This window comes from Eubacterium sp. AF22-8LB, assembly GCF_003458715.1.
In the GTDB taxonomy this organism is placed as follows: domain Bacteria; phylum Bacillota_I; class Bacilli_A; order Erysipelotrichales; family Erysipelotrichaceae; genus Holdemanella.
This window is the reverse complement of record NZ_QRVI01000013.1, coordinates 46,594-67,286: the sequence shown is the minus strand read 5'-3', so window position 1 is coordinate 67,286 and position 20,693 is coordinate 46,594. Positions and strand designations below refer to the sequence as shown.

General features: G+C 33.6%; 24 protein-coding genes, 1 riboswitch and 1 other annotated feature. Of the genes, 2 read left to right on the top strand and 22 right to left on the bottom strand.

Annotation, left to right across the window (positions count from 1 at the left end):
• Positions 1-595: 595 nt before the first annotated feature.
• Positions 596-1,258 carry a LytTR family DNA-binding domain-containing protein gene (locus DWY01_RS06655; RefSeq protein ID WP_117995359.1) on the bottom strand — a complete coding sequence of 221 codons (663 nt, stop codon included), beginning with the start codon at positions 1,256-1,258 and terminating at the stop codon, positions 596-598.
• A gap of 97 nt (positions 1,259-1,355) precedes the next feature.
• Between DWY01_RS06655 and DWY01_RS06650 the strand changes: the two genes are divergently transcribed.
• Together DWY01_RS06650 and DWY01_RS11990 are read left to right on the top strand one after the other, a co-directional pair.
• Positions 1,356-1,631, top strand: coding sequence for a GntR family transcriptional regulator (locus DWY01_RS06650; RefSeq protein ID WP_117995345.1), 276 nt, complete (start codon positions 1,356-1,358; stop codon positions 1,629-1,631).
• Positions 1,616-1,990 (top strand): UTRA domain-containing protein, encoded by a 375-nt coding sequence (locus DWY01_RS11990; protein ID WP_117995341.1) that lies wholly within the window; start codon positions 1,616-1,618, stop codon positions 1,988-1,990. The genes DWY01_RS06650 and DWY01_RS11990 overlap by 16 nt, the downstream gene beginning before the upstream one ends.
• Before the next feature lie 23 nt (positions 1,991-2,013).
• On the opposite strand, the gene DWY01_RS06640 is transcribed toward DWY01_RS11990, so the two are convergent.
• The 21 genes from DWY01_RS06640 to DWY01_RS06535 all read right to left on the bottom strand — a co-directional run bounded on the left by DWY01_RS06640 (position 2,014) and on the right by DWY01_RS06535 (position 20,693).
• On the bottom strand, positions 2,014-2,775 hold the full coding sequence (locus DWY01_RS06640; protein WP_117995337.1) for a creatininase family protein: 762 nt from the start codon (positions 2,773-2,775) through the stop codon (positions 2,014-2,016).
• Positions 2,776-2,777: 2 nt separating this feature from the next.
• A complete protein-coding gene (locus DWY01_RS06635) occupies positions 2,778-3,395 on the bottom strand; it encodes an ECF transporter S component (protein WP_371412819.1) in 618 nt (205 codons plus the stop codon).
• 92 nt (positions 3,396-3,487) lie between these two features.
• Positions 3,488-3,606: riboswitch (FMN riboswitch) on the bottom strand.
• Positions 3,607-3,664: 58 nt separating this feature from the next.
• Positions 3,665-4,603, bottom strand: a complete 939-nt coding sequence (locus DWY01_RS06630; protein WP_117995330.1) for a carbohydrate kinase family protein — start codon at positions 4,601-4,603, stop codon at positions 3,665-3,667.
• 1 nt (position 4,604) lies between these two features.
• Entirely contained in the window at positions 4,605-6,578 is a 1,974-nt protein-coding gene (gene uvrB, locus DWY01_RS06625; protein WP_117995326.1) for an excinuclease ABC subunit UvrB, read from the bottom strand.
• A gap of 49 nt (positions 6,579-6,627) precedes the next feature.
• A complete protein-coding gene (locus DWY01_RS06620) occupies positions 6,628-8,043 on the bottom strand; it encodes a S41 family peptidase (protein ID WP_117995323.1) in 1,416 nt (471 codons plus the stop codon).
• Between the two features lie 96 nt (positions 8,044-8,139).
• Complete coding sequence (gene ftsX / locus DWY01_RS06615) at positions 8,140-9,042, bottom strand: permease-like cell division protein FtsX (RefSeq protein WP_199519905.1); 903 nt, start codon at positions 9,040-9,042, stop codon at positions 8,140-8,142.
• A complete protein-coding gene (ftsE, locus tag DWY01_RS06610) occupies positions 9,039-9,725 on the bottom strand; it encodes a cell division ATP-binding protein FtsE (RefSeq protein ID WP_117995318.1) in 687 nt (228 codons plus the stop codon). The genes ftsX (DWY01_RS06615) and ftsE overlap by 4 nt, the downstream gene beginning before the upstream one ends.
• 9 nt (positions 9,726-9,734) lie before the next feature.
• Positions 9,735-11,099, bottom strand: coding sequence for a murein hydrolase activator EnvC (locus DWY01_RS06605; RefSeq protein ID WP_117995314.1), 1,365 nt, complete (start codon positions 11,097-11,099; stop codon positions 9,735-9,737).
• On the bottom strand, positions 11,096-11,998 hold the full coding sequence (gene ftsX, locus DWY01_RS06600; RefSeq protein WP_117995310.1) for a permease-like cell division protein FtsX: 903 nt from the start codon (positions 11,996-11,998) through the stop codon (positions 11,096-11,098). The genes DWY01_RS06605 and ftsX (DWY01_RS06600) overlap by 4 nt, the downstream gene beginning before the upstream one ends.
• Positions 11,999-12,136: 138 nt before the next feature.
• Entirely contained in the window at positions 12,137-13,219 is a 1,083-nt protein-coding gene (locus DWY01_RS06595; RefSeq protein WP_117995305.1) for an iron-containing alcohol dehydrogenase family protein, read from the bottom strand.
• Positions 13,206-14,357: a hypothetical protein gene (locus DWY01_RS06590; RefSeq protein ID WP_117995302.1), complete on the bottom strand. Its 1,152-nt coding sequence runs from the start codon at positions 14,355-14,357 to the stop codon at positions 13,206-13,208. Before DWY01_RS06590 ends, DWY01_RS06595 begins: the two co-directional genes overlap by 14 nt.
• Positions 14,358-14,426: 69 nt before the next feature.
• Positions 14,427-14,665, bottom strand: a binding site (T-box leader).
• 674 nt (positions 14,666-15,339) lie between these two features.
• Entirely contained in the window at positions 15,340-15,975 is a 636-nt protein-coding gene (locus DWY01_RS06585) for an HD domain-containing protein (protein ID WP_158553665.1), read from the bottom strand.
• Positions 15,962-16,189 (bottom strand): hypothetical protein, encoded by a 228-nt coding sequence (locus DWY01_RS06580; RefSeq protein ID WP_199519904.1) that lies wholly within the window; start codon positions 16,187-16,189, stop codon positions 15,962-15,964. Before DWY01_RS06580 ends, DWY01_RS06585 begins: the two co-directional genes overlap by 14 nt.
• A 349-nt stretch (positions 16,190-16,538) precedes the next feature.
• Positions 16,539-16,931: a hypothetical protein gene (locus tag DWY01_RS06570; RefSeq protein ID WP_117995288.1), complete on the bottom strand. Its 393-nt coding sequence runs from the start codon at positions 16,929-16,931 to the stop codon at positions 16,539-16,541.
• Between the two features lie 67 nt (positions 16,932-16,998).
• Complete coding sequence (locus DWY01_RS06565; protein ID WP_243001979.1) at positions 16,999-17,448, bottom strand: metallophosphoesterase; 450 nt, start codon at positions 17,446-17,448, stop codon at positions 16,999-17,001.
• A gap of 2 nt (positions 17,449-17,450) precedes the next feature.
• Positions 17,451-17,657, bottom strand: a complete 207-nt coding sequence (locus DWY01_RS06560; RefSeq protein WP_117995283.1) for a hypothetical protein — start codon at positions 17,655-17,657, stop codon at positions 17,451-17,453.
• Positions 17,641-18,327, bottom strand: a complete 687-nt coding sequence (locus DWY01_RS06555) for a metallophosphoesterase (protein ID WP_158553664.1) — start codon at positions 18,325-18,327, stop codon at positions 17,641-17,643. Before DWY01_RS06555 ends, DWY01_RS06560 begins: the two co-directional genes overlap by 17 nt.
• Before the next feature lie 17 nt (positions 18,328-18,344).
• Positions 18,345-18,650: a hypothetical protein gene (locus DWY01_RS06550; protein ID WP_117995275.1), complete on the bottom strand. Its 306-nt coding sequence runs from the start codon at positions 18,648-18,650 to the stop codon at positions 18,345-18,347.
• On the bottom strand, positions 18,634-19,302 hold the full coding sequence (locus DWY01_RS06545; protein WP_117995271.1) for a hypothetical protein: 669 nt from the start codon (positions 19,300-19,302) through the stop codon (positions 18,634-18,636). The genes DWY01_RS06550 and DWY01_RS06545 overlap by 17 nt, the downstream gene beginning before the upstream one ends.
• Positions 19,277-19,963 (bottom strand): TIGR02452 family protein, encoded by a 687-nt coding sequence (locus DWY01_RS06540; protein WP_117995266.1) that lies wholly within the window; start codon positions 19,961-19,963, stop codon positions 19,277-19,279. The genes DWY01_RS06545 and DWY01_RS06540 overlap by 26 nt, the downstream gene beginning before the upstream one ends.
• 1 nt (position 19,964) lies before the next feature.
• The gene (locus DWY01_RS06535; protein ID WP_117995261.1) at positions 19,965-20,693 is read right to left on the bottom strand and encodes a metallophosphoesterase; all 729 of its coding nucleotides are present in this window, start codon (positions 20,691-20,693) and stop codon (positions 19,965-19,967) included.

The following is a 20,693-nucleotide window of genomic DNA, read 5'->3' as shown; positions in this document are numbered from 1 at the left end:
CTAGGTTTTACCAGACTGGATTCCCACCAACTAAATATTTGGCACCGAACTGGCGCACATCACCACGACCATTATACAAAAATTAGAGCAGACATTCCATCTGCTCTGATTTATTTATTCACTTTTTGAAATCGGATAACTTTTCTACCTTATCCAATTTTTTATCATCCTTATTATTTTATTCTATTCATTTTCCTTAAGCATTTTCTCAAGTATGACCATATATGAGTATCTTAAGTTCCATGACTTAGATTGGATGATATTCTTAACATTTCAAGTACTCTATCCTTTTTGTGATTATTCACTCGATAAAAACCCTTTATCTAAATCCTATTTCCTTTTCCTGTTAAGTTCCATTGAATGTTTTTTCTAGAATTCCTCTAGCTTTACTTTTGGAGCCTTCTCTCCATAGGTTCAATTTTTATAGTTGAAACTTGCCATTCCAACTCTATGTTATTGTCATCTTCTCACCGCTCTCTTTTTGTCTTAAGAGAAGTTTTCTCTGCTCTTACTTCTCTTTACACTTTCATTATATACAACAAATTTAAAAAGAAAAGGCAAGTGGTAAAACTCGCCTTTATACTGGTAAAACCGGTTATTTCATCGATATTTTTCGTTTTTTTCCTCTTGAAACCGGAATCAAAACTTTATTTGTCAATTCCACTTCATCTTTATACCAAGCTACTATATACTTCGAATTTACAATATAAGATACATGAACTCGTAAAAAGCCAAATCCCTTAAATATATCTTCTAATGCATTCATACTGTCACGCTTGTGAAAAACACCTTTTTTTGTATAAAAATAAACCATTTTCTCATTCTTTTCCAAATAATAAATATCCTCATAGGCAAAATTCATATGAACTCCATCATAATTAAATTCATAAACATCGCCCTGAATACATTGAGAACGAATCATTTGATCATAGGCTGAAATATCACTCGCAATATTCGCCTTAGAAATATAGAATACACGACTTCTTTCATCGTCACCACGCGTCTTAATTGGATTTTCACAAACATAAATAACAATCGCATTTGGATTATCATGTACGAATACACTTTCCATACGAGCATTTTTAAACATCTCATCAAATATAAACAATTGATATTCTTCTTCTTTCATCCTTTTCGCAAGATCACTTGCCTTTAAATAATGACGAAAACACCAATCTTCGTTCACAAAAAGTTTAGATAGCTGAAACACAATATCCTTTGTCTCTTTTTCATATTCTAGAATCGCTACTTTTATCATATTCATTATTATAAAGATTGAAAACAATTTAAGCAAATGTAAACCTTTACAATTAAAGGAGTGGAAATTCCACTCCGATATTATAAGATCCCAAAATATGTTCCAATACAAGCCTGGCGATAAGATGCCATCTGAACCTCAGCTTGTGAATACATATGAAATCAGTCGTGTTACAGTTAGAAATGCAATTCAACAGCTCGTTAATGATGGTGTACATGGAAAGGGTACTTTCGTAAAATCTGCTGTTTATACAGAAGGATTTTTTAGTGGAGGAAGCTTTACTGAAACATGTCTTCAGATGAAGGCAACTCCATATACACATATCATTTCGATTGATAAAGAAAAGCTGATGAACAAATACATTCTATTTTAAGCGAAAAAAATGAACTCGTTACAATTAAACGAGTTCGATATGTAGACGATGTCCCAAGTATCGTCGAAATAGATTACTTTTCCAATGACTATTCATTCTTATTGAATGAGAACATTGAAAATACTTCATTAATGAAAATCATTATACAAAAAAAACATGTAGTTATGTCTAATTTTGAGGATAAATTCACAATCAGCTATGCTAATAAAGAATTTTCCAAGTTATTAAACATTCCGTCTGGAACTCCCTTACTAGAAATTACTCAGACTGTATCGAGTCCAGACAATCAAGTTGTGTATATCAACAAACAATATATTCTTACTTCTAAATATGTTTATGCTGTAAGATCCTATAAGTAGCTGTTACTGATTTGTAGCAGCTTTTATTCTTTAAAATCACGAATCGCAATTAATTGTTTAGCAATTTCCTTTGCGCTAACACTCAAAATGATTTTACCCTTTTCCTTTGTGGCACCACTTGGATCTCCACCAATCCCAATCGGTTTTCCCTTTTCTGTGACCCAATCTGTAGCTAACCATGACAAATGTGTCTGCATTGCCGTATTTTTAGGAATTCCTTTTTCACTAGTCTTTAATTTAACCAAGTCTTCATCTATTGCCATAACCATAGATGTTTCCATTTCACCACCATGAAAATCAAAAGTATTTCCCTTTGAAATTGTTGCCTTTACATCCGGATGATCAAAGGCACCCGAATTTAAAACAAAAGGATACACTTTAAAATCACTTCTTACTTCTCTAGAAATCAAATTTGCGACAGGTGCATTACCTCCATGGCAAACAAGTAAAACAATTTTCTTAAACCCATGTCGTGCTAAGCTTTCACAAATATCATACAACATATGATAATACGTCATTGGCTTAAAGGTAATAGAGCCGCAAAAATCTTTATGTTCCGTACTCAATCCAACCGGAATGACAGGAAACAACAATAAATCAATATCTTCATTTTCTAATTCTTTTTTTACATAATCACACATGGCCCCTGCAATTAATGTATCCGTTCCTAATGGGGCTTGGTTTCCATGTTGTTCTAAAGCGCCTAATGGAACAAGAACAATCGTATTCTCACGATCTATTTGTTCCATTTCAAATCGTGTTAATTCTTGATATTTTAGAATCATATTTATTTAGCCTCGTAGATAAATTTGAAGCTTGGACGTACAGATGCTAAACGTTCCATTAAGAAATAGCCGATAAGATAGTTTGCCGCAATCTTAATCAAGTTAAACGGAATAGTCGCAAGTGCAATAAATGAAGTTAAATCTTTAATGCTTGGATTCACTGAACCTACCATTTGTACCACAGAATCTAATGGCATGCCCATTGCCTTGGCATATAGTGGCAAAGTAATACATGCATTACAGAAGCATGCAAATGCAGTTCGAACAACCATTCCAACTAGCAATGAAACAATGACTGCTTTTCTTGTCTTATGCATTTTTTTATACACAAACCAAGTTGGTAATACAAATAATGCAACACCTAAAAGATTTGCGAGTTCACCAACATAAGCCGTATTCGTTCCTACTGTAACTACTTTTACAATAAGTTTAATAATTTCAACTAAAGCAGCTGATACAGGTCCAACACTAAACAAGGCGATGACGCTAGGTACATCACTAAAATCAATCTTGTAGAATGGTGGCATCATTGGTAATGAAAACTCCAATGACATCAATGCTCCTGCAAGTCCTGCAAGCATTGCAGTTAATACAATTGTTTGAACATTCCATTTTTTCATAATTCTCCTCCTTTTGATTCAAAAAAGCTCTTCCAAAAGGAAACCCCCAAGAAAGAATATTCTTGGGGGTTATAAAAATACAAAAAATACTTTTGCGTCTTCTACCATCCAGACTATACTGTCGGTCTTGGAATTGCACCAAGTCAGCCGCTTACGTGGGTCGCGGACTTTTACCGCCGGTAGGGAATTACACCCTGCCCCGAAGAACTCTTTGAATTTATGTTCGTGAATAATATAGCACAATGAAATGGCATGTGCAATACATTTGTTTATTTTTTCACAATGTCAAATTCTTCTGGCATAAAACAAGGACATACATTTTCAAGTGAAGCTATTACACAACTAGCTAAATAGCTACCGAGCTCCATAGCCTCTAACATACTTTTGCCATAGGTAAGTCCTGCACTTGCGCCAGCACAAAATGCATCTCCTGCACCTGTTGTATCTTTTACTTCTATTTTACGAGCTTGACAAAAACCACATTCCCCATTGTTTTTCACATATAAAGAACCCGCTTCTCCAAGCGTCACAATCAATGAGTTAAATTCCGCTTTTTGTAGTTCTTCAAGTAATGTATAACTTAATTCTTCTACAGATATTTCACCATAATCCCTTGAAAAAAGAATACTCGATTCCAATTGATTACAGATCAAACAATCAAATTGCTTCAAAAGATCTTTTCTTTCAATCGCAATATTCATATTGCTGACTACACCAAATAATTTTTTATTATATTTTCTACATAAATCTACAATCTTATCAACGATTTTCTCATCCATATCTATTTCAGCCACTACAGAATCACAGTTTTCAATAATCGTATCTCCAGATTCTTCTAAAATCGAATAAATAGGCATCAAATCAGGACGTTGAGATACGGATCCAGCCAATTCACCATTATGATCAAAAACAGCTAGCCATGTACCCATGCCATTTTCAATAGATTTCATATAATCTGTATTTACATTTCGATTCCGCAAATGTTGTTTAACATCTTTTCCTAATGCCATATTATCAACAATACCAACAAAAGTAGAATTTAACCCTAAATTCGCAATATCTTCTACAACATTTCGTGCTACACCACCATGAATATACTCAATATATCCCGCATTTCTGCCATCCGGAATATATGTATTTTGCGGAAACCCTTTTATATCCACAAAAATTGCTCCTACTACAACAATTCCATTCTTTCTTTGAATCACGTTATTTCTCACCCTTCATTTCAAATAAAATATCTCGCAATTGAGCCGCTCTTTCGAAATCCAATGTACGAGCTGCCTCTTTCATTTCCTGCTCGAGTTCTTTAATCATCTTTTCCTTCTGTTTTACCGGCAACTTTTTCTTCTTTAAATATTTAGCTGCCATTTCCTTTGTTTCTTTTGAACGAACCACATCATGAATTGGCTTAATAATTGTTTTTGGTACAATACCATGCTTCTCATTATATTCCATCTGAATAGCTCTACGCCTTGCGGTTTCATCCATTGCTTCCTGCATACTTTCGGTAATCTTATCTGCATACATAATAACTTTACCTTGTGCATTACGAGCAGCACGCCCAATAATCTGAATTAAAGATCGACGTGATCTTAAGAAACCTTCTTTATCGGCATCTAATATCGCAATCAAGCTGACTTCCGGAATATCTAATCCTTCTCTTAATAAGTTGATACCCACAAGAACATCATATTTTCCTTGACGCAAATCATGAATAATTTCTGTACGCTCGATTGTTGTAACTTCATGGTGAAGCCAAGCTACCTTTAAATCCATATTCTTCAAATACGAAGTTAAATCCTCTGCCATACGCACAGTCAGAGTCGTAATCAATGTTCTTTCATGTTTTTCAATTCGCTCTTTAATTTCGTCCACCAAATCATCAATCTGACCTTCAATCGGACGTACTTCCACTTCCGGATCTAAAAGACCCGTTGGACGTATGATCTGTTCTACAATTTCACCATGAGTCTTATCCAGTTCATAATCACCTGGTGTTGCGGATACAAAAATGGCATTTTTTATCAAACCTTCAAATTCATTAAATCGCAAAGGACGATTATCTAAGGCGCTTGGTAATCTAAAGCCATAATCAACCAGAACTTGTTTTCTAGCACGGTCTCCATTATACATACCTCGAATCTGTGGTAAGGATACATGGCTTTCATCCACCACTAACAAGAAATCATCTGGAAAATAATCAAATAATGTGTATGGTCTTTCACCTGGCTTTCTTCCATCAATATGTCTTGAATAGTTTTCAATGCCTGGACATACACCAAATTCTCTTAGTGCCTCAATATCATAACGACATCTTTGCTCCAAACGCTCTTTTTCTAGAGGTTTACCTTGTTCATCAAAATAAGCTAATCTTTCATCCAACTCTTCCTGAATGGTATCAGCCGCATGATTAATTATATCCATACTCGTGGCATAACCATTAGCTGGATAAATAATATATAGCTGGTAGGATTGATTGACATGGCCTGTTACAGGATCTACTTCACATATTCTTTCAACTTCATCATCAAACATTTCAATACGAATCAAATAACGATCTGTATGACCTGGCGTAATCTCAATCACATCTCCACGCACTCTAAAAGTTCCTCTTAATGGATCTGTATCATTACGCTTATATTGTTGATGGACTAAGGCAAGCATCAATTCATTGCGTTCAATTATTTGACCTGTTCTTAAAGTAAAAATCATATGGCGATATTGTTCTGGATTACTTGCTCCATAAATAGAGGCAACACTCGCCACAATAATTGTATCTCTTCGTTCGAGCACACTATTTACAGCTGCCATTCGAAGCATATCCAATTCTTCATTTGTTTTCGTATTTTTATCAATATATGTATCGGTTTTAGGTAAATACGCTTCTGGCTGATAATAGTCAAAATAAGACACAAAATACTCCACACGATTATGTGGAAAAAATTCTTTAAATTCAGAATATAATTGTCCTGCCAACGTTTTATTATGCGCAAACACTAACGTGGGCCGATTCACTTGGGCAATCACATTCGATATCGTAAATGTCTTTCCGGTTCCAGTAGCCCCAAGTAAAACTTGAAACTTTTTATCTTCCTCTAAACCAGAAACCAATTCTTTGATAGCTTCTGGCTGATCTCCACTTGGCTTATATTCGGATACTAATTCAAACTGATCTTTCATAAGTTCACATCCTTCTACTTAATTATACACAAGAAAAGTAGGTTTAAACCTACTTTTCTACCTCTTCAATTGCACTTTGTCTTTGCGTATCATCACTTGGTGTTTCATTCATCTTTAATAATACTTTTTCAACCAATAGATCCCATGTTTTTTTATTACAATCTCCCGTTGCATCTAAACCATTTTCCTGTTGGAAATTAGCCAAGCCTTCTGAGCTTGTATTTGAAAAATATGAATCTGTTCGATCTACACTATACCCTAAATACTTCAAATATATTTGTAGAGGTTTGGCATTCGTATCCACACTATCTTTTTTGATGACATCTTTTTTATTGAACTTATAATATGATGTTGTCTTTGCTTCAGGTAACTCTACTTCAACATCTGGTTTAAAGCCCTTCTTGTTGATGCTTGTACCATTTGGTGTATACCACTGGGCCACTGTATATTTAAAACTTGTTCCATCTGAAAAAGGCACTGTGACCTGCTCCGTTCCTTTACCATACGATGTTGTTCCAACGGTTGTCACCTTTTTACCTAAATTATCTTTTAATGCACCAATCAAAACTTCAGATGCACTTGCCGTATTTTCATTTTGTAGAACAACAATTTTATCCATCTTGACCTGATTGAATTCATTCTTTGTCATTTGTTTTGTGAACTTACCAGATTTATCTTTTTCCTTGAACACAACTGATTTTTCAGGAATCAAAGAACTTGAAATCTCTAATGCCGCATTCAAATATCCACCGCCATTATTACGTAAATCCAACACTAGCTTTTTGATGCCGGATTCCTGTAATCGAGTCATTGCTTTTGAAAAATCTTTTCCACTATTCTCTGAGAAGCTAGATAAAATAATTTCACCATAACCATCATATATATTACAGATTACAGTTGTATCAAAAACGCCCGGAATCAAGTTTGTCGTATATTCCTTACCCTCACGCAAATATTTTATCTTTATACTCTTGCCTTCATGAGCCTTAATATATTTAATAATGATATCCGAATCATTTTTACTACATTCTAAATCATCCAATGATACAATCTCATCATTTGGTTTTAATCCTTTTTTATCAGCCGTTGAATTCACATATACATTTGATACTACAAAATGATTCTTCTCATTTAAATAAAAGGAAATACCCAATCCTACATTACTTCCTTCTAGACTACTTGAAAAGGCTTTTGCTTGTTCTAAGTCAAAATAGTTTGTATGTGCATCTTTATCTAAGGTTGTCATACCATCAATCGCTTGTTCCATAAGCTTAGAATCTAAGTTTTTGATTTTATTTGAATAATACCAATCTGAATTTAGAATCGAATAAATGGTATCAAACTTTTCTTTTTCTTTCCCATCTGCTGCTGTCGTTTTATTTAAAATAACAGGTACACTTACGCCTGCACCAAAGCATGCTACACATAATAATATGATTAGTAATTTTTGACTCTTTTTACTCATAAGCTCATCCTTTTCTAAAACAAAATGGGACGAATCATTCGTCCCAATAATTCTATACTGAAAGTATACGAAACAATCCTTTATTCTGCAATAATTTTATCGTTTCATCTTCAAATATTTTCTTGCCGCAAACAACGATGCAAAGCCACCAATCAAAATACCCGCAAAAATTATAGATAATCCAACTTCAAAGCGAATTACGCTTGGTTTAAACAAAGAAAACATAGGAGTAAACAACTTTCCATCCAAGCTTTCATAGAGCTTTTCATAACCAAAATGCACCAACAAGTATGGAACAACAGACCCTAGCAAACCTATAAATATTCCTTCTACAATAAAAGGATTACTGATAAATCCATTGGTTGCTCCTACAGTACGCATAATCATGATTTCATCACTTCTTGAATCAATCGTTGTTTTGATTGTGTTATAAATCAAATATAAAGATAATAAAATCAATAAGGCCACAATTCCAAGACCTATTTTTTGAATCATATTCAACATTTCAACTAGAGATGTTACACTATCTCCGCCAAATGCCGTACTAGATACCCCTTCTATTTTTCTAATTTGGGCACTTGTTTTACGTATAGAAGAAGCATTCTTTACATAGACAAAGAACGCATTCGATAAAGGATTCGCATCGCCTCTGTAAGCTTTAAAGGCCTCACCCTTTTCTTTGATCATCAATTCCAATTCATTATCTTTGTCAGACACTTCCACTTTGGAAACATTCTTTATTTTGGATATATCGGCTTTTACTTTTTCAATAGAAGCTTCATCAACTATATCTTCATTTAGAACAACGTGGATACTTAAATCTTTTTGAACATCATTTGAAAAGTAATTCACATGAAGGCCAATAATCAATACAGAACCAATCAACAATAAAGTTATTCCAATAGCACTAATAGCTGAGAAGCACAACATGATATGGCGCTTCATGCCGACAAAGGCATACTTCAATTCATATAAAAAAGTTCGTAACCCTTTTATCATAGACTCTTGTACCCACCTTTATTTGAATCATGAATCACATAACCTTTATCTAGCATAATTGTACGTTTCTTAAATCGATCCACTAACACCTTATCATGTGTAACCATCATAATTGTAGTATCCAGTTTCTTATTGATTTTCTCAAGTAAAGAAATGATTTCCAAACTCTTTTCAGGATCTAAATTTCCCGTTGGTTCATCCGCAATCAATACCATTGGCTTATTGGCAATCGCACGACCAATCGTAACACGCTGCTGCTGACCACCCGATAATTCATCTGGATAGCTTCTTGCCTTTTCTTTTAAGTCTACCAAATCTAACACTTCTAAAACTCGTTTACGAATTTGTTTACGAGGCGTTCCTACAACTTCTAAGGCAAAAGCAATATTTTCATAAACAGTAAGCTTAGGTAATAAACGATAATCTTGGAAAACACAGCCAATATTTCGTCTATAGTAGGGAACCTTTCTATGTTTTAACCCACCTACATTGACACCACCTACAATAACGGTTCCTTCATCAGGAACTTCTTCGCCATTCAAAACTTTAATCAATGTAGATTTACCAGAACCTGTTGCTCCAATTACATAGACAAATTCACCTTTATCAATATGTAAATTGACGTGATTTAAAGCATGAACTCCATTGGGATATGCTTTTGAAACATCTTTTAAATCAATCATAACGTCCTCCTAACCAAAGAACTTTTCGGGTCTTTCCCTGCAAGGTGCTGCCTTACCCGCTTCACAAGAAGTACTTGTTCCATACCACCCAGTTCCCCAGGCAAAATCAGCGCCTGAACGAAAACGTGCAATCGCATCATTGACCGACATTGAGCCTAGATTATAAACTTCTACATGTGTATGAGGTCCACTTGAATTCCCCGAATTACCAGACAATGCGATTGTTTGTCCTTGTGAAACACTCTGTCCAGCACTCACATAAATTGTTTGCGATAAATGAGCAAAGCTAACAGCATATAATGTTCCATTGACATTGCATAACATTTCAATTGTATTTCCTCCACCAAGTGGATGTCCTACCCAGTTTCCTAAATATCCAGAATTACTTCCAGCAGGTGCAGCTGCATATAAAATCACACCGCTAGCTGGAGCAACAACAGTTGTTCCAATTGGAGCTGCCCAGTCTAGTCCTAAGTGCATTCCTCCGCCTGGATAAGCCCATGTACCTGCACTTTTACGTCCGCCTTGTACAGGGAACACAAATCCAGAAACGGATTCAATCGTTCCTGAATAGTCTGTCGAAATCACAAAATCTTTAATACTATCCATATCTACTTGAGCCGATCTTTTCTGTGCTTCAAGCTGAGTAATCTGCTTTTGGTATTCCTCTACCAATTTATTATAGGATTCCTCTAATTCACTTGCCTGCTTTTTCTGCGTTTCTAACTCTGCCTTTTGCGTTTTAGCCGCTTCGTCCAAACGCTTTTGTTCATTCTGTTGTAAAACAAGCTGTTGTTTTAACTCATTTAACTTTTTAATTTGCGACTGATCATCTTCAGTAATTCTTTCTACCCCTGAAATACGACGCAGCATATCGCTTAAGCTATCGGATCCCATAATCAAATCAATGACCATGTTGGTTCCAATCGATGTTTGTTCGTTCTTCATACGAGTTTCGATTTGTTCGTTCCAAGCATCAATTTCAGCTTGTTTTGCCTGAATCTTTTCTTCAAGCTCCTTAATATTGGCTTCAATCATTTTAATCGATTCCTCTTTTTCACTAATTTGTGCTTGTAAAGAAGACACCAATTCTTTTTGTTCTTTAGCCAACTTCTCCATTTTAGAAGTATCATCCTGTAAAGAAGCTATATTCGCATTATATGATTCAATATTTTTTTGAAGATTCTGCTTTCGATTTTTTTGATATTCTTGAAATCCCTGACATGCCTTGACACCAGATTGTGAAGTTTGAGGCTGGCTACACTTAGCATACCAGGCTTCTGTATCTGAATAATCTTCAGCGGAAACAGGCATAATCAAAGAGCTAGCAAGTGCAAAACTTAATAACCCTGCACCCAATTTATATTTTCTCATCGTGTCCACCTCAAATACTTTCTAACAGCTAAATAACTTCCAAGCATTCCTACAATCATTCCCATCAGCAAAATACCTAACGCAGTATATAAAATAAACGGATATGGATTAAGCATGCTCATCATATCGCTGAAAAACATACCGTTCATCATATGATATAAGCCTGTATATCCAAATACACAAATCAAAACCGGTCCAAGCGCTCCCCAGAAGCCGATAAAAATTCCTTCTAGCACAAATGGAAAAGAAATATACCAGTTATAAGCACCTACCGTTCGCATAATCGCAATTTCGTCCTTTCGAACTAAAATTGTCATTTTGATCGTATTTCGAATCAAGAATATTGCGATGAACACCATCAATCCGACAAATACACTTCCCCATATACGAATATTTTTAAACAAGCGAATCATCGTACTAATCGCACTTCCACCATAGGTTGCTTCTACTACTCCATCCATTTTTGAAATTTTCTTGGTTACACTCGAAATTTTTGAATTATTCTTTAGTTCTACATTTAGAACATTATATAAAGGATTTTTGTCTTCACCTTTATATTGTTTAAACATAGCCCCATTTTCTTTAATCAACGCATCTAGCTCTTCTTCTTTACTTGAATACGTTACTTTTTTTACTGAAGCAAGAGATGAAATGGAATCTGATAATTCACTCATTTCTTCATCTTCTAGCGTTGGATTTAAAGAGACTTGAATCATAAATTCACTTTCAATCTGATCTGTAAATCCACCCACATTCATATATATAACAAATATAAACAGAGCCATCAACAATGCGATTCCAATGGATACAATGGAAGAAAATGTCATTGAGAAATGACGATGCATATCTTTATTAGCGCTGCGAATAAGTCTTGGTAAACTCTTAAAAAACAGTAACATTTTTATCACCTACATCACTAATTATAACATACCTATCAAATCGGCTTTTAAATCACAAAATTTCACACACACCTTAATTCTAATCCTTCTATGTGAAAACAACATTAAAACAGAAAAAAAGACCGATTTCTCGATCTCTTATAAGCTTTGACCTACTGCATCAGCTTTTTTGATAGCAGCAATAAACTCTTCTTTTGTAAATGGGAAAGGTGCATTTTTCCACTCATTTGTTTTTGTAGCTGCTTCAGTCAAAGCTTCTAAATGGCTTTCATCCAAGTCCACATCAGCTAAAGTCACTGGTAAGCCAATTGATTTATTGAATTTTGCCATTTTCATTAAATTTTCTTCATCTTTGGCATATGCATACAATACTAATACACCAAAGGATACAACTTCACCATGTAAATGGTGTCCATCACGAGCAATTGAACAGCTTCCATTATAGAAAGCATGTGCAATGCTTGAATTATAATAATATTCTGGTTGATTTGTTAAGTTTGAAACATATCCAGTCGATACAACAATATCTAAGGCAATGGCTTCGATTGCAGCTGAATTTGTATCATTTTTACAATCTTCCATACCTTGTTTACCATATTTCAACAATGGTTCTGTACAAGTTTTAGCTAATGCCAAGCCCATTGTAGCTGTATGATCTAAAGTCTTTCCTTGCGTCGCAAATTCAACTTCACATTGTTTAGACAACGCATCTCCAATTCCTGCCCAGAAATATTCGCTTGGTGCTTTTGCGATAACATCTGGATTAATAAAGATGTGTGCAGGACAATGAGGATATGAATAGTGATCCAATGCTCCATTATCATCGTATACTACGGCAATAGCTGTTGCAGCTGAACAATTTGAACAAATTGTTGGGAATGAGAAGACCATCTTGTCATCCATTTCAATTGATGCGGTTTTACAAGTATCGATTGCTTTACCTCCACCAATCGCAAAGATAACATCGGCTTCCTGTACGTTTGGATTTGAAGTCAATTTATGTACATTTGTCATTGTACATTCAATACCATACACAATTGAATCTGTAATAATAATATCAGTCCCTTGAATTGCTTCACGAATTCTTGGCTCAGCAGCTGCCAAGGCTCTTTTACCACCAATCAATACAACCTTTTTAACATTGTATTTTTCGCATACACTAGGGATTTCGTTGTAACAACTTTCTCCGACTGAATAATTAGACATTTCAATTGTTTTCATAAACTTCGACTCCTTCTTTTACTTCAACACTTTCTGTATGATAATTCTTGTATACACCGACTGTTAAGAATGGAATGATAATAATTGCGATAGCTAAATATCCACAATAACCATATCCATATTTAATAATATTTGTTAATCCGGCCATTGAAATCGTCATTGATACCACAATAATAAATGCAGATACAATAATTCTTTTCCTAACTGGATTTTCAACATTTTTTAAAACACGAACATTTTCAAAGCGAGCTACAAAACCAAATGTTGTCGTTACGGCTGTAGAAATTAAGCAAAGTAATAAACAAATTCCATACACAACAACCATCCAGTTCGCATTCATCGCATTTAAACTTGTCAATGTAGGTAAAGTTGTTTCTCCATAAACACCCTTCCAAGAAATTAACATCAATACACTTAATACTAATGCGATTGCATTCATCACAAATGAAATCCACATTGCTGTTGAACAAGATTTACGATCAGGTAAAATAGCTCCACAAGCTACAATCGTTGGTAATGTTACACATTGAAAACCAGCATAAGTAAATGCATTTAAGATAGCTTTTGGCATATTCATAAAACCATTTGTCGTAAAATCAGCTGTTAAAATTGCTCCAATATTTTGACCTTTCATGATGCCCATACCATAAATGACAATTGCTGTTACTAAAATTGCCATCCCCATATATGTACTAGCCATACGAACAACATTTGCTCCAAAAATTGTTAAGCATAGTACAACAATTCCAACCGCAACGACACAAGCATAATAATTAAATCCAAAATATTGTTGTAAAGCACTTGCAGCACCGCTAATAGCAGCTGCAACAGCCATCAATACCATGATATTAAAGAAAATCTCAAATAAGATTTCTAACTTATCAAATGGATGATATAAGTTTTCAAACAATTCCTTTGCGCTTGTTAAATTTCTCTGGTTATACATCACCATGGCTTCTCGCATTGTCAATATCAATAGCAACATAGCTATTATGGCACTCACAATACCAGTCCATCCTAAACCTACATAATATGTATTTGCCTGATTTCCTGTGGCAAATCCTCCTCCAGCATGTGCTGAAAATAATACGGCTCCTACTGAAAATATCGCCATTTTTCCAACTTTTTGTGCTTTCATACTTTTCCTCCTATAGTGTGCACAACAAGCTAACAAAAAAACCAATCGTTTCTTGCTGCCTGTTTAGACAGAAGAGACGAAAGGTTAGAATTACAATACTTCCGCGGTACCACTCTTCTTCATTCATTTAAGAATGCACTCATTTCAGATGCTAATACATCCTGCTTCATTAACGTTAAGCCTACGTTCAAGTCTTATCAACCTGACCACTCCATGGTAAGTTCAAAGTTTGATCTTTCAAGTCTTGCACCAACCGACAACTCTCTAACAAAGACTTTCCTTTTACTACTCCATTTCTCTGTGTTTTGTGCGTTTATAATAACACCACATTTTCATTCTTGCAAGCATTTTCTTACATTTATTTTCAGAAAATACTGTAATTGGAAGAAAAAAAGCCCCAAACAAGGAGCCAATTTTACATATTCAATCTTAAAATTCTTTTTTCTTTCTCCAATTCGGGTGAATTTTATCATTGCTTTTGGCAATATATCGATTCATTATTGAGTTAGTTTTCTCTTCAAATTACTGTTTTTCTGCATAATACAATTTTTCATCATCTGACATTACAAAATATTCATCCAATATGTCCTGAACTTCTTTTTCCATATACTCTTTCTCATGCATTGATTTTTCTATTCTTTCATATCTAGAACGAAAATCATTGTAGACTACCTTTGGGATGAAACAATGAAGACCTGGCTCATTGTAGCATTTCTATCCCTTGGGGATTAAATGCCAATTGAAATAAAAGAAATCCCCTGATCTATCTTTTCTTGATTTACCATAGATTTGAAAAAAGGTATGGCTCTTTCAAATCATCCATCTCTTAATTCACCGACGCTTATATAATTTCCTTCCAAAGTTCAAAAAGTGATGCATGGTTCTGCATATACAAAAACAGAAAAAAACAAAATATTCATAGTAAATTACTTGATTTCAAAAATCAGAAGGTAAATTCTTATATTCCATTAAATGAATCACTTTATTCACTTTTTTTCTCCATTTTATTCTGCCTTACATATATCTGATATAACTCCGAACCTTTTGTCCCTGCCAAGTCACTACAAATATCTATTCTTTCTTGAATAATCGGTAGTAGAATATGAGCTTTGGCATCTGCCACTTGTAAAAGCATCAAATTTTGAAATTCTTCAAATGAAGCCAGTTTCATATGCCGATTGATATGCTTTAATTTTCTACTTACACGATCATCATGATATTCGACATAGTAAAGTAATCGTTTTGCATCCGTTGCATTTATACAACTTAATTTAGGAATGATAATATCTCTCACGATTTCCATACTTCTTTTAGGATGTCCGTAATAATGCATACTTGTATCATTTGGTTTTGTTGGTTTACATTGGCAATCCGGTTTTCCAATATCATGAAATAAAGCAGCCAGATAAAGCATATCATCCCCTAAATTTCTAGGAAGATTTGCGACAACATGTAAAGAATGCATCCATAAATCATACTGATGCGCATGATTCTTCTGATCAAAATCAACCATAATTTTGAGTGTAGGAATCAATTCAACAATTTCATTTCTATATTCATCTATTTCTTCTGCACTATTTGCCGTCTTTAATAGTTTAATCAATTCATTCCATTTCATAGTTTTCATCCAATCTAAATAAATCTTCAATGCTGTGAGCATTTAAAACCTTTAATTTATTATTTTTAATCCTTTCAAGATTTTGTTTCAAATACTTTTCGTTCTCCATCATATACATTCTAGAACTTTCCAATACATTCATAGTATCCTCACGTTGCCAAGATGCATCGCTGATCAAATAATCACGTAATAGTCGATAGGATTCCTTATACATCTCTGATTTCCCCATATTCTTAAAGTTTTGAGATTTTAAAAACAAAGGATTTAAGTATTTGATTCTCCATAATCCATCTATATCCAAATAACAAGTTCTGAGATAACTTGCTTGAATTTCATATCCAAACAAATTTTGATATTCTTCTTAAGACATCAAAACCATATAATAATTTTCATCATACGTATATCGAACAATGTCGCCTCTATTAAATCGATTTGGTATATGGAAAAAGCCATATTCAAACCTTGTTTTATTTTGGAAATAATCCCCTTCCCGAAAACAATCATTCATTATTCCATGATCAAAAATTTCTTTACCAACAACACAATTTCCTTTCACTTCTTGTTCAGTAGTTATAGATGGTGACCAATACATACGAATATGTATCTTTCATGCAATATTTTGCTATACTCAAAATTTTCCCTCTTTCATAGCGGTATTGATCAACAAAATTATTCGCATCCGTATATTTTAAAAACATTGAAAGAATTTCATGCCGATTATCATTTACTACAAAAACAAAGCCATCTTTACTATTTTCAAAATTCTCTAGTTTTAAAAGCATAAACTTTAAACGTTCTTCAATTTGTTTCTTTAACGATTCATCTGCCTTTCTTTGTAATTGATGAAGCATACATATTTTATCTTCTTCACTGATGTGTTCATCATTATAAAGAATTGTAGCTTGTTGAAAAGGCGTTAAGTCTTTTAATATTTCTTCATATGCGATATTATTCATTTTTCAACTTCCATAAATTCTAATATTTGATTTAAATTCACAGGAAAATACGCGTTACCATCTACTCCTACATCATACTTTTGATTTCCTGCTCTTTCATTTGCATGTTATATTCAAAGCAATTATGCTGATGTCCATGTAGATGAATAGATCCATATCTTGATTTCGGCCATTCAGGCATTGCATAATGCATCAAAAAAATGCTTGTTGAACAATATCCTTTTAGTGCCAAAAAATCATAGATGCCTTCAAATAAGCTTTTATCATATTTCTTATCATGATTGCCACGAATCCGGATTTTATGTCCATTCAGTTTTGAAATCAAATCATTCGCTTCATCCAATGAAATACGATGTGTAGCATCACCTAACAAATACACAGTATCGTTTTTATGTACCATGCTATTGATATTTCGAATCAAAGCTCGATTCATTTCTTCCACATTTTTAAAAGGACGATTGCACATATGAATCACGGCTTCATGTCCTAAATGCATATTACTCGTAAAATAAATCATTTCTATTTCCTCGTCCATCGTTTTTCAACGTCATATATACGATAATCATAAATATTCCAAGTATCAAAAACTTTTCTAAACCGTTTAGACTTACTTGTTAATACATCAAAATCTGTTTTTCTTACAATCTTATTTGCCATTCTTTTACTTGTTTTTTTTGAAGTATTACTATCTTTAAGCACCGGTGTTTTCTTATAGCTTCTTGACATAAAACTCCTCCATTGTATCTAAGCATAAACATGTAAGATTTTGGCCAAATACACAACCACCATCTATACAAATATGATGATTTTTCTTTAGAATTTTTCCATCTGAAGTTGGAACATGTCCTGTTATTAAATAAACATCTTTAAATGCATTGTTGGTATAATCTGTTTTTTCAAATAACATATTCATCAAATATTTTTCTATATCGTTTAGATATTCAGGTTTCATATTTGCATGCACTAAAACGAAGCGTTTCTGATTTACTTCTAGACTTTTATATATCTCAAACTCCATTAAATAATCTTGTAAGTCTAGTAACTCCTCTTTTGACAAATGATTTAATTGTTCAAAAGTAGGGGCGCCTCCATTTTCTGTAATCCAAGAAGTTAACTTTTGAATAATATTAGAATCATTAATTGTAGAAATATTTTCTTCATTAATCTCGCTTAACATAAAATCAAGACATTCATTTAACATATATTCATGATTTCCTAGAATGGGAAATACATTGCTTCTTACCATCATATCCTGAAGAATTTGTATAGATTGACTTCCACGATCAACAATATCGCCCAGAATATAAAGTGTATCCGATTCTTTAAAATCAATCTTTTCTAACATCCTTTTGTATTCTTCAAAACAACCATGTAAATCACTCATTACATAAATCATGAATATACACCTCCTGCTCATAACATCTCTTTAGCCTTATTTAAGCATCTTAAATCTTTTACAGTCAACTCCAAGATTCTTTCAGCCAAATCTTCATCAATTTTAAAATACTCCATCAGATTATAAACGGCATCTTTATATGGAATATTTTTAGTGAGTTCAATAATTTTATATGCATTTCCACCAAACAATACTATTGGTTTATAATACCGAACTCTTTCATTTTGTTCTTCCTTTTTTGATAGAGAATTTACTACATTATTCTTATTAAAATTACTTCCTTTTAATAAGTCAACCACAAAGTCTTCATATTGTATCCACAATCAAATCCTCTATTGTTTTTGCCCTTATAATCTTATCCGTTTGTTTTGTAAGAGAATATGCATACTCTTTAGTTGCCTTTACAACTGTTTGATCTGGGTAAGAAGTCAATTTTCCTTCTTTTACCTTTCTTGTATACCATACATAATCACTCATTGCTTTTAAAGCATATGATTTAGAACTATTCTCTTTTGGCAAGATGGCAACTTCTTGTTCTGTTACATTTATAAAAGATAAATACCAAATCCCATCACGCAACACGTACCCTTTTGGCATTACCTCATTAAAATGAAGATCCCACCCTTTTGTCTTTGCACGCTCTATAAATGCACATATTTGCTCATTATCTTCTTCCAAAACCGCATATTCATTTATTCTTACATTTCTTAAAATAGCTCCACGTTGAAATTCAGTGGGAATGTAAACATAATGTTGTTCAAAACGTTTCCAATCATCTACTATTTGCCAATCCTTGTCATACTTTTTACTATAAATACACAATTCTTTTTTCTCATTAAAATCTGCACGTGCAACTATATCCTCTTCATCAATATGAAATAAATCCTTCGCCTCATGCTTAACAATTGTTACTTTTTCTAATTCCGCATCGGATAATTTCAAGCAATATTCAATGGCATCTTTTGCCTTTTGCATATTCTAAAAACAAATCCGCTACCTTTTTAGGATTTTGTCCAAACACTCCACATCCATAGGCACCCAAAATCAAAGTATCGATTTGGTTTTCATTGGCAATATTATAAATAAATTCTATTCTAGATTTTAAAGCCGTCTCATTTTTTTCTTCGCTTACGCCTTTTTTTAATGCTGCTTTCCGATTTGGTGCTGCACACGTAATGACATCTGCATATTTGTCATAATCTTCTGAAAAAAAGACAATATCTGGACTATACAAAGCTCGATTCGTATACAAAGAACAATTTAAGTGGTGCTGATTCACACTATAAAATCGAGTTTGCGTACATAAGACACTATAAAGTGTACTTACATGACATAAAGCTTCTTCTTGTGCATAACTACCATTTAAATATCCTCCACCAGGATTTTTATAACTAGCAAAATTTAAAATCCCTACAAGTCCATCTTGTTCTGTTATATCTTCAAATAAAGCAGAAACTGTATCTTTGGCAACCAATCGTATACTAAGCTTTGGATTTAATTTCACATTATTGAATTCTGCATGTGAATCATATACTCTTGTCATTTTTCTTGAATGTAAAACTTCATCCGAATAATATGTATTGACATATTCTAAATTTTCTTTTGCATATTCTCTATTCTGTAATCGTGAACGCATTTTAATCACCTACTCTTTCAATCGAATGATATAGAATGTCAAATTTATCATTAACTTTTTTATCACAATGGAAATGTCCTGCATACCAATGTGTATAATCTAGATTCGATTCTACTTTATCTAAAAATACTTCTGTTGATTGGTCAACATTCTTTTGTTCAAATTCACTCAACAATCTTTCTGTAGGAATATATTTAAAAGGTACCGTATGTGTGAAAACAAAATCCACATGAGTATGGATATGTTTTAGTACTTGTTGTTGTATTTGCGAATCAGGTTGTTCATCACGAAACCAACGAATTCGTTGTTCTTTATCGACCGAATAAGCCCCTCCACAAACTAAAAATGTATGATCATCTATGGTGTATATTTCCCCATCTTTAGCAAACAACAGATTAGAATATTCCATCTGAACATAGACAATACCTTCATTCCATATTTTCTTTTCATACTCTGCAACCGTGCTAGCTCTTGCTTCATGATTTCCATGAACAATGAGTAATGTAGGTAAAAAACCTAAACACCGATATAAGCCATCATTCAAACTGTGTTTTATATGAAGACTCTTTCTAGTATCTATATATCCCTTTTCACTTAGCTTTACATCATAATTGAATCCACTATCACCTAGTAAACAGAGAATATCCTCCTTTTTAAAATCCATATACGAAAGTACTGTAAAAATCGGATCAAAATCACCATGCATATCACCCATTACATACACTGTCAT

Excerpts from the sequence above, each read along its gene's own strand:
- uvrB (WP_117995326.1), bottom strand. The coding sequence starts at position 6,578 with ATGAAAGATCAGTTTGAATTAGTATCCGAATATAAGCCAAGTGGAGAT.
- DWY01_RS06655 (WP_117995359.1), bottom strand. The coding sequence starts at position 1,258 with ATGATAAAAGTAGCGATTCTAGAATATGAAAAAGAGACAAAGGATATT.
- DWY01_RS06620 (WP_117995323.1), bottom strand. The coding sequence starts at position 8,043 with ATGAGTAAAAAGAGTCAAAAATTACTAATCATATTATTATGTGTAGCA.
- DWY01_RS06580 (WP_199519904.1), bottom strand. The coding sequence starts at position 16,189 with ATGTATAAGGAATCCTATCGACTATTACGTGATTATTTGATCAGCGAT.
- DWY01_RS06605 (WP_117995314.1), bottom strand. The coding sequence starts at position 11,099 with ATGAGAAAATATAAATTGGGTGCAGGGTTATTAAGTTTTGCACTTGCT.
- DWY01_RS06545 (WP_117995271.1), bottom strand. The coding sequence starts at position 19,302 with ATGCAAAAGGCAAAAGATGCCATTGAATATTGCTTGAAATTATCCGAT.
- DWY01_RS06595 (WP_117995305.1), bottom strand. The coding sequence starts at position 13,219 with ATGAAAACAATTGAAATGTCTAATTATTCAGTCGGAGAAAGTTGTTAC.
- DWY01_RS06540 (WP_117995266.1), bottom strand. The coding sequence starts at position 19,963 with ATGCGTTCACGATTACAGAATAGAGAATATGCAAAAGAAAATTTAGAA.
- DWY01_RS06635 (WP_371412819.1), bottom strand. The coding sequence starts at position 3,395 with ATGAAAAAATGGAATGTTCAAACAATTGTATTAACTGCAATGCTTGCA.
- DWY01_RS06560 (WP_117995283.1), bottom strand. The coding sequence starts at position 17,657 with ATGTCAAGAAGCTATAAGAAAACACCGGTGCTTAAAGATAGTAATACT.
- ftsX (WP_199519905.1), bottom strand. The coding sequence starts at position 9,042 with ATGATAAAAGGGTTACGAACTTTTTTATATGAATTGAAGTATGCCTTT.
- ftsE (WP_117995318.1), bottom strand. The coding sequence starts at position 9,725 with ATGATTGATTTAAAAGATGTTTCAAAAGCATATCCCAATGGAGTTCAT.
- DWY01_RS06640 (WP_117995337.1), bottom strand. The coding sequence starts at position 2,775 with ATGATTCTAAAATATCAAGAATTAACACGATTTGAAATGGAACAAATA.
- ftsX (WP_117995310.1), bottom strand. The coding sequence starts at position 11,998 with ATGTTACTGTTTTTTAAGAGTTTACCAAGACTTATTCGCAGCGCTAAT.
- DWY01_RS06570 (WP_117995288.1), bottom strand. The coding sequence starts at position 16,931 with ATGAATAATATCGCATATGAAGAAATATTAAAAGACTTAACGCCTTTT.
- DWY01_RS06650 (WP_117995345.1), top strand. The coding sequence starts at position 1,356 with ATGTTCCAATACAAGCCTGGCGATAAGATGCCATCTGAACCTCAGCTT.
- DWY01_RS06585 (WP_158553665.1), bottom strand. The coding sequence starts at position 15,975 with ATGAAATGGAATGAATTGATTAAACTATTAAAGACGGCAAATAGTGCA.
- DWY01_RS06535 (WP_117995261.1), bottom strand. The coding sequence starts at position 20,693 with ATGACAGTGTATGTAATGGGTGATATGCATGGTGATTTTGATCCGATT.
- DWY01_RS06590 (WP_117995302.1), bottom strand. The coding sequence starts at position 14,357 with ATGAAAGCACAAAAAGTTGGAAAAATGGCGATATTTTCAGTAGGAGCC.
- DWY01_RS06555 (WP_158553664.1), bottom strand. The coding sequence starts at position 18,327 with ATGATTTATGTAATGAGTGATTTACATGGTTGTTTTGAAGAATACAAA.
- DWY01_RS06565 (WP_243001979.1), bottom strand. The coding sequence starts at position 17,448 with ATGATTTATTTTACGAGTAATATGCATTTAGGACATGAAGCCGTGATT.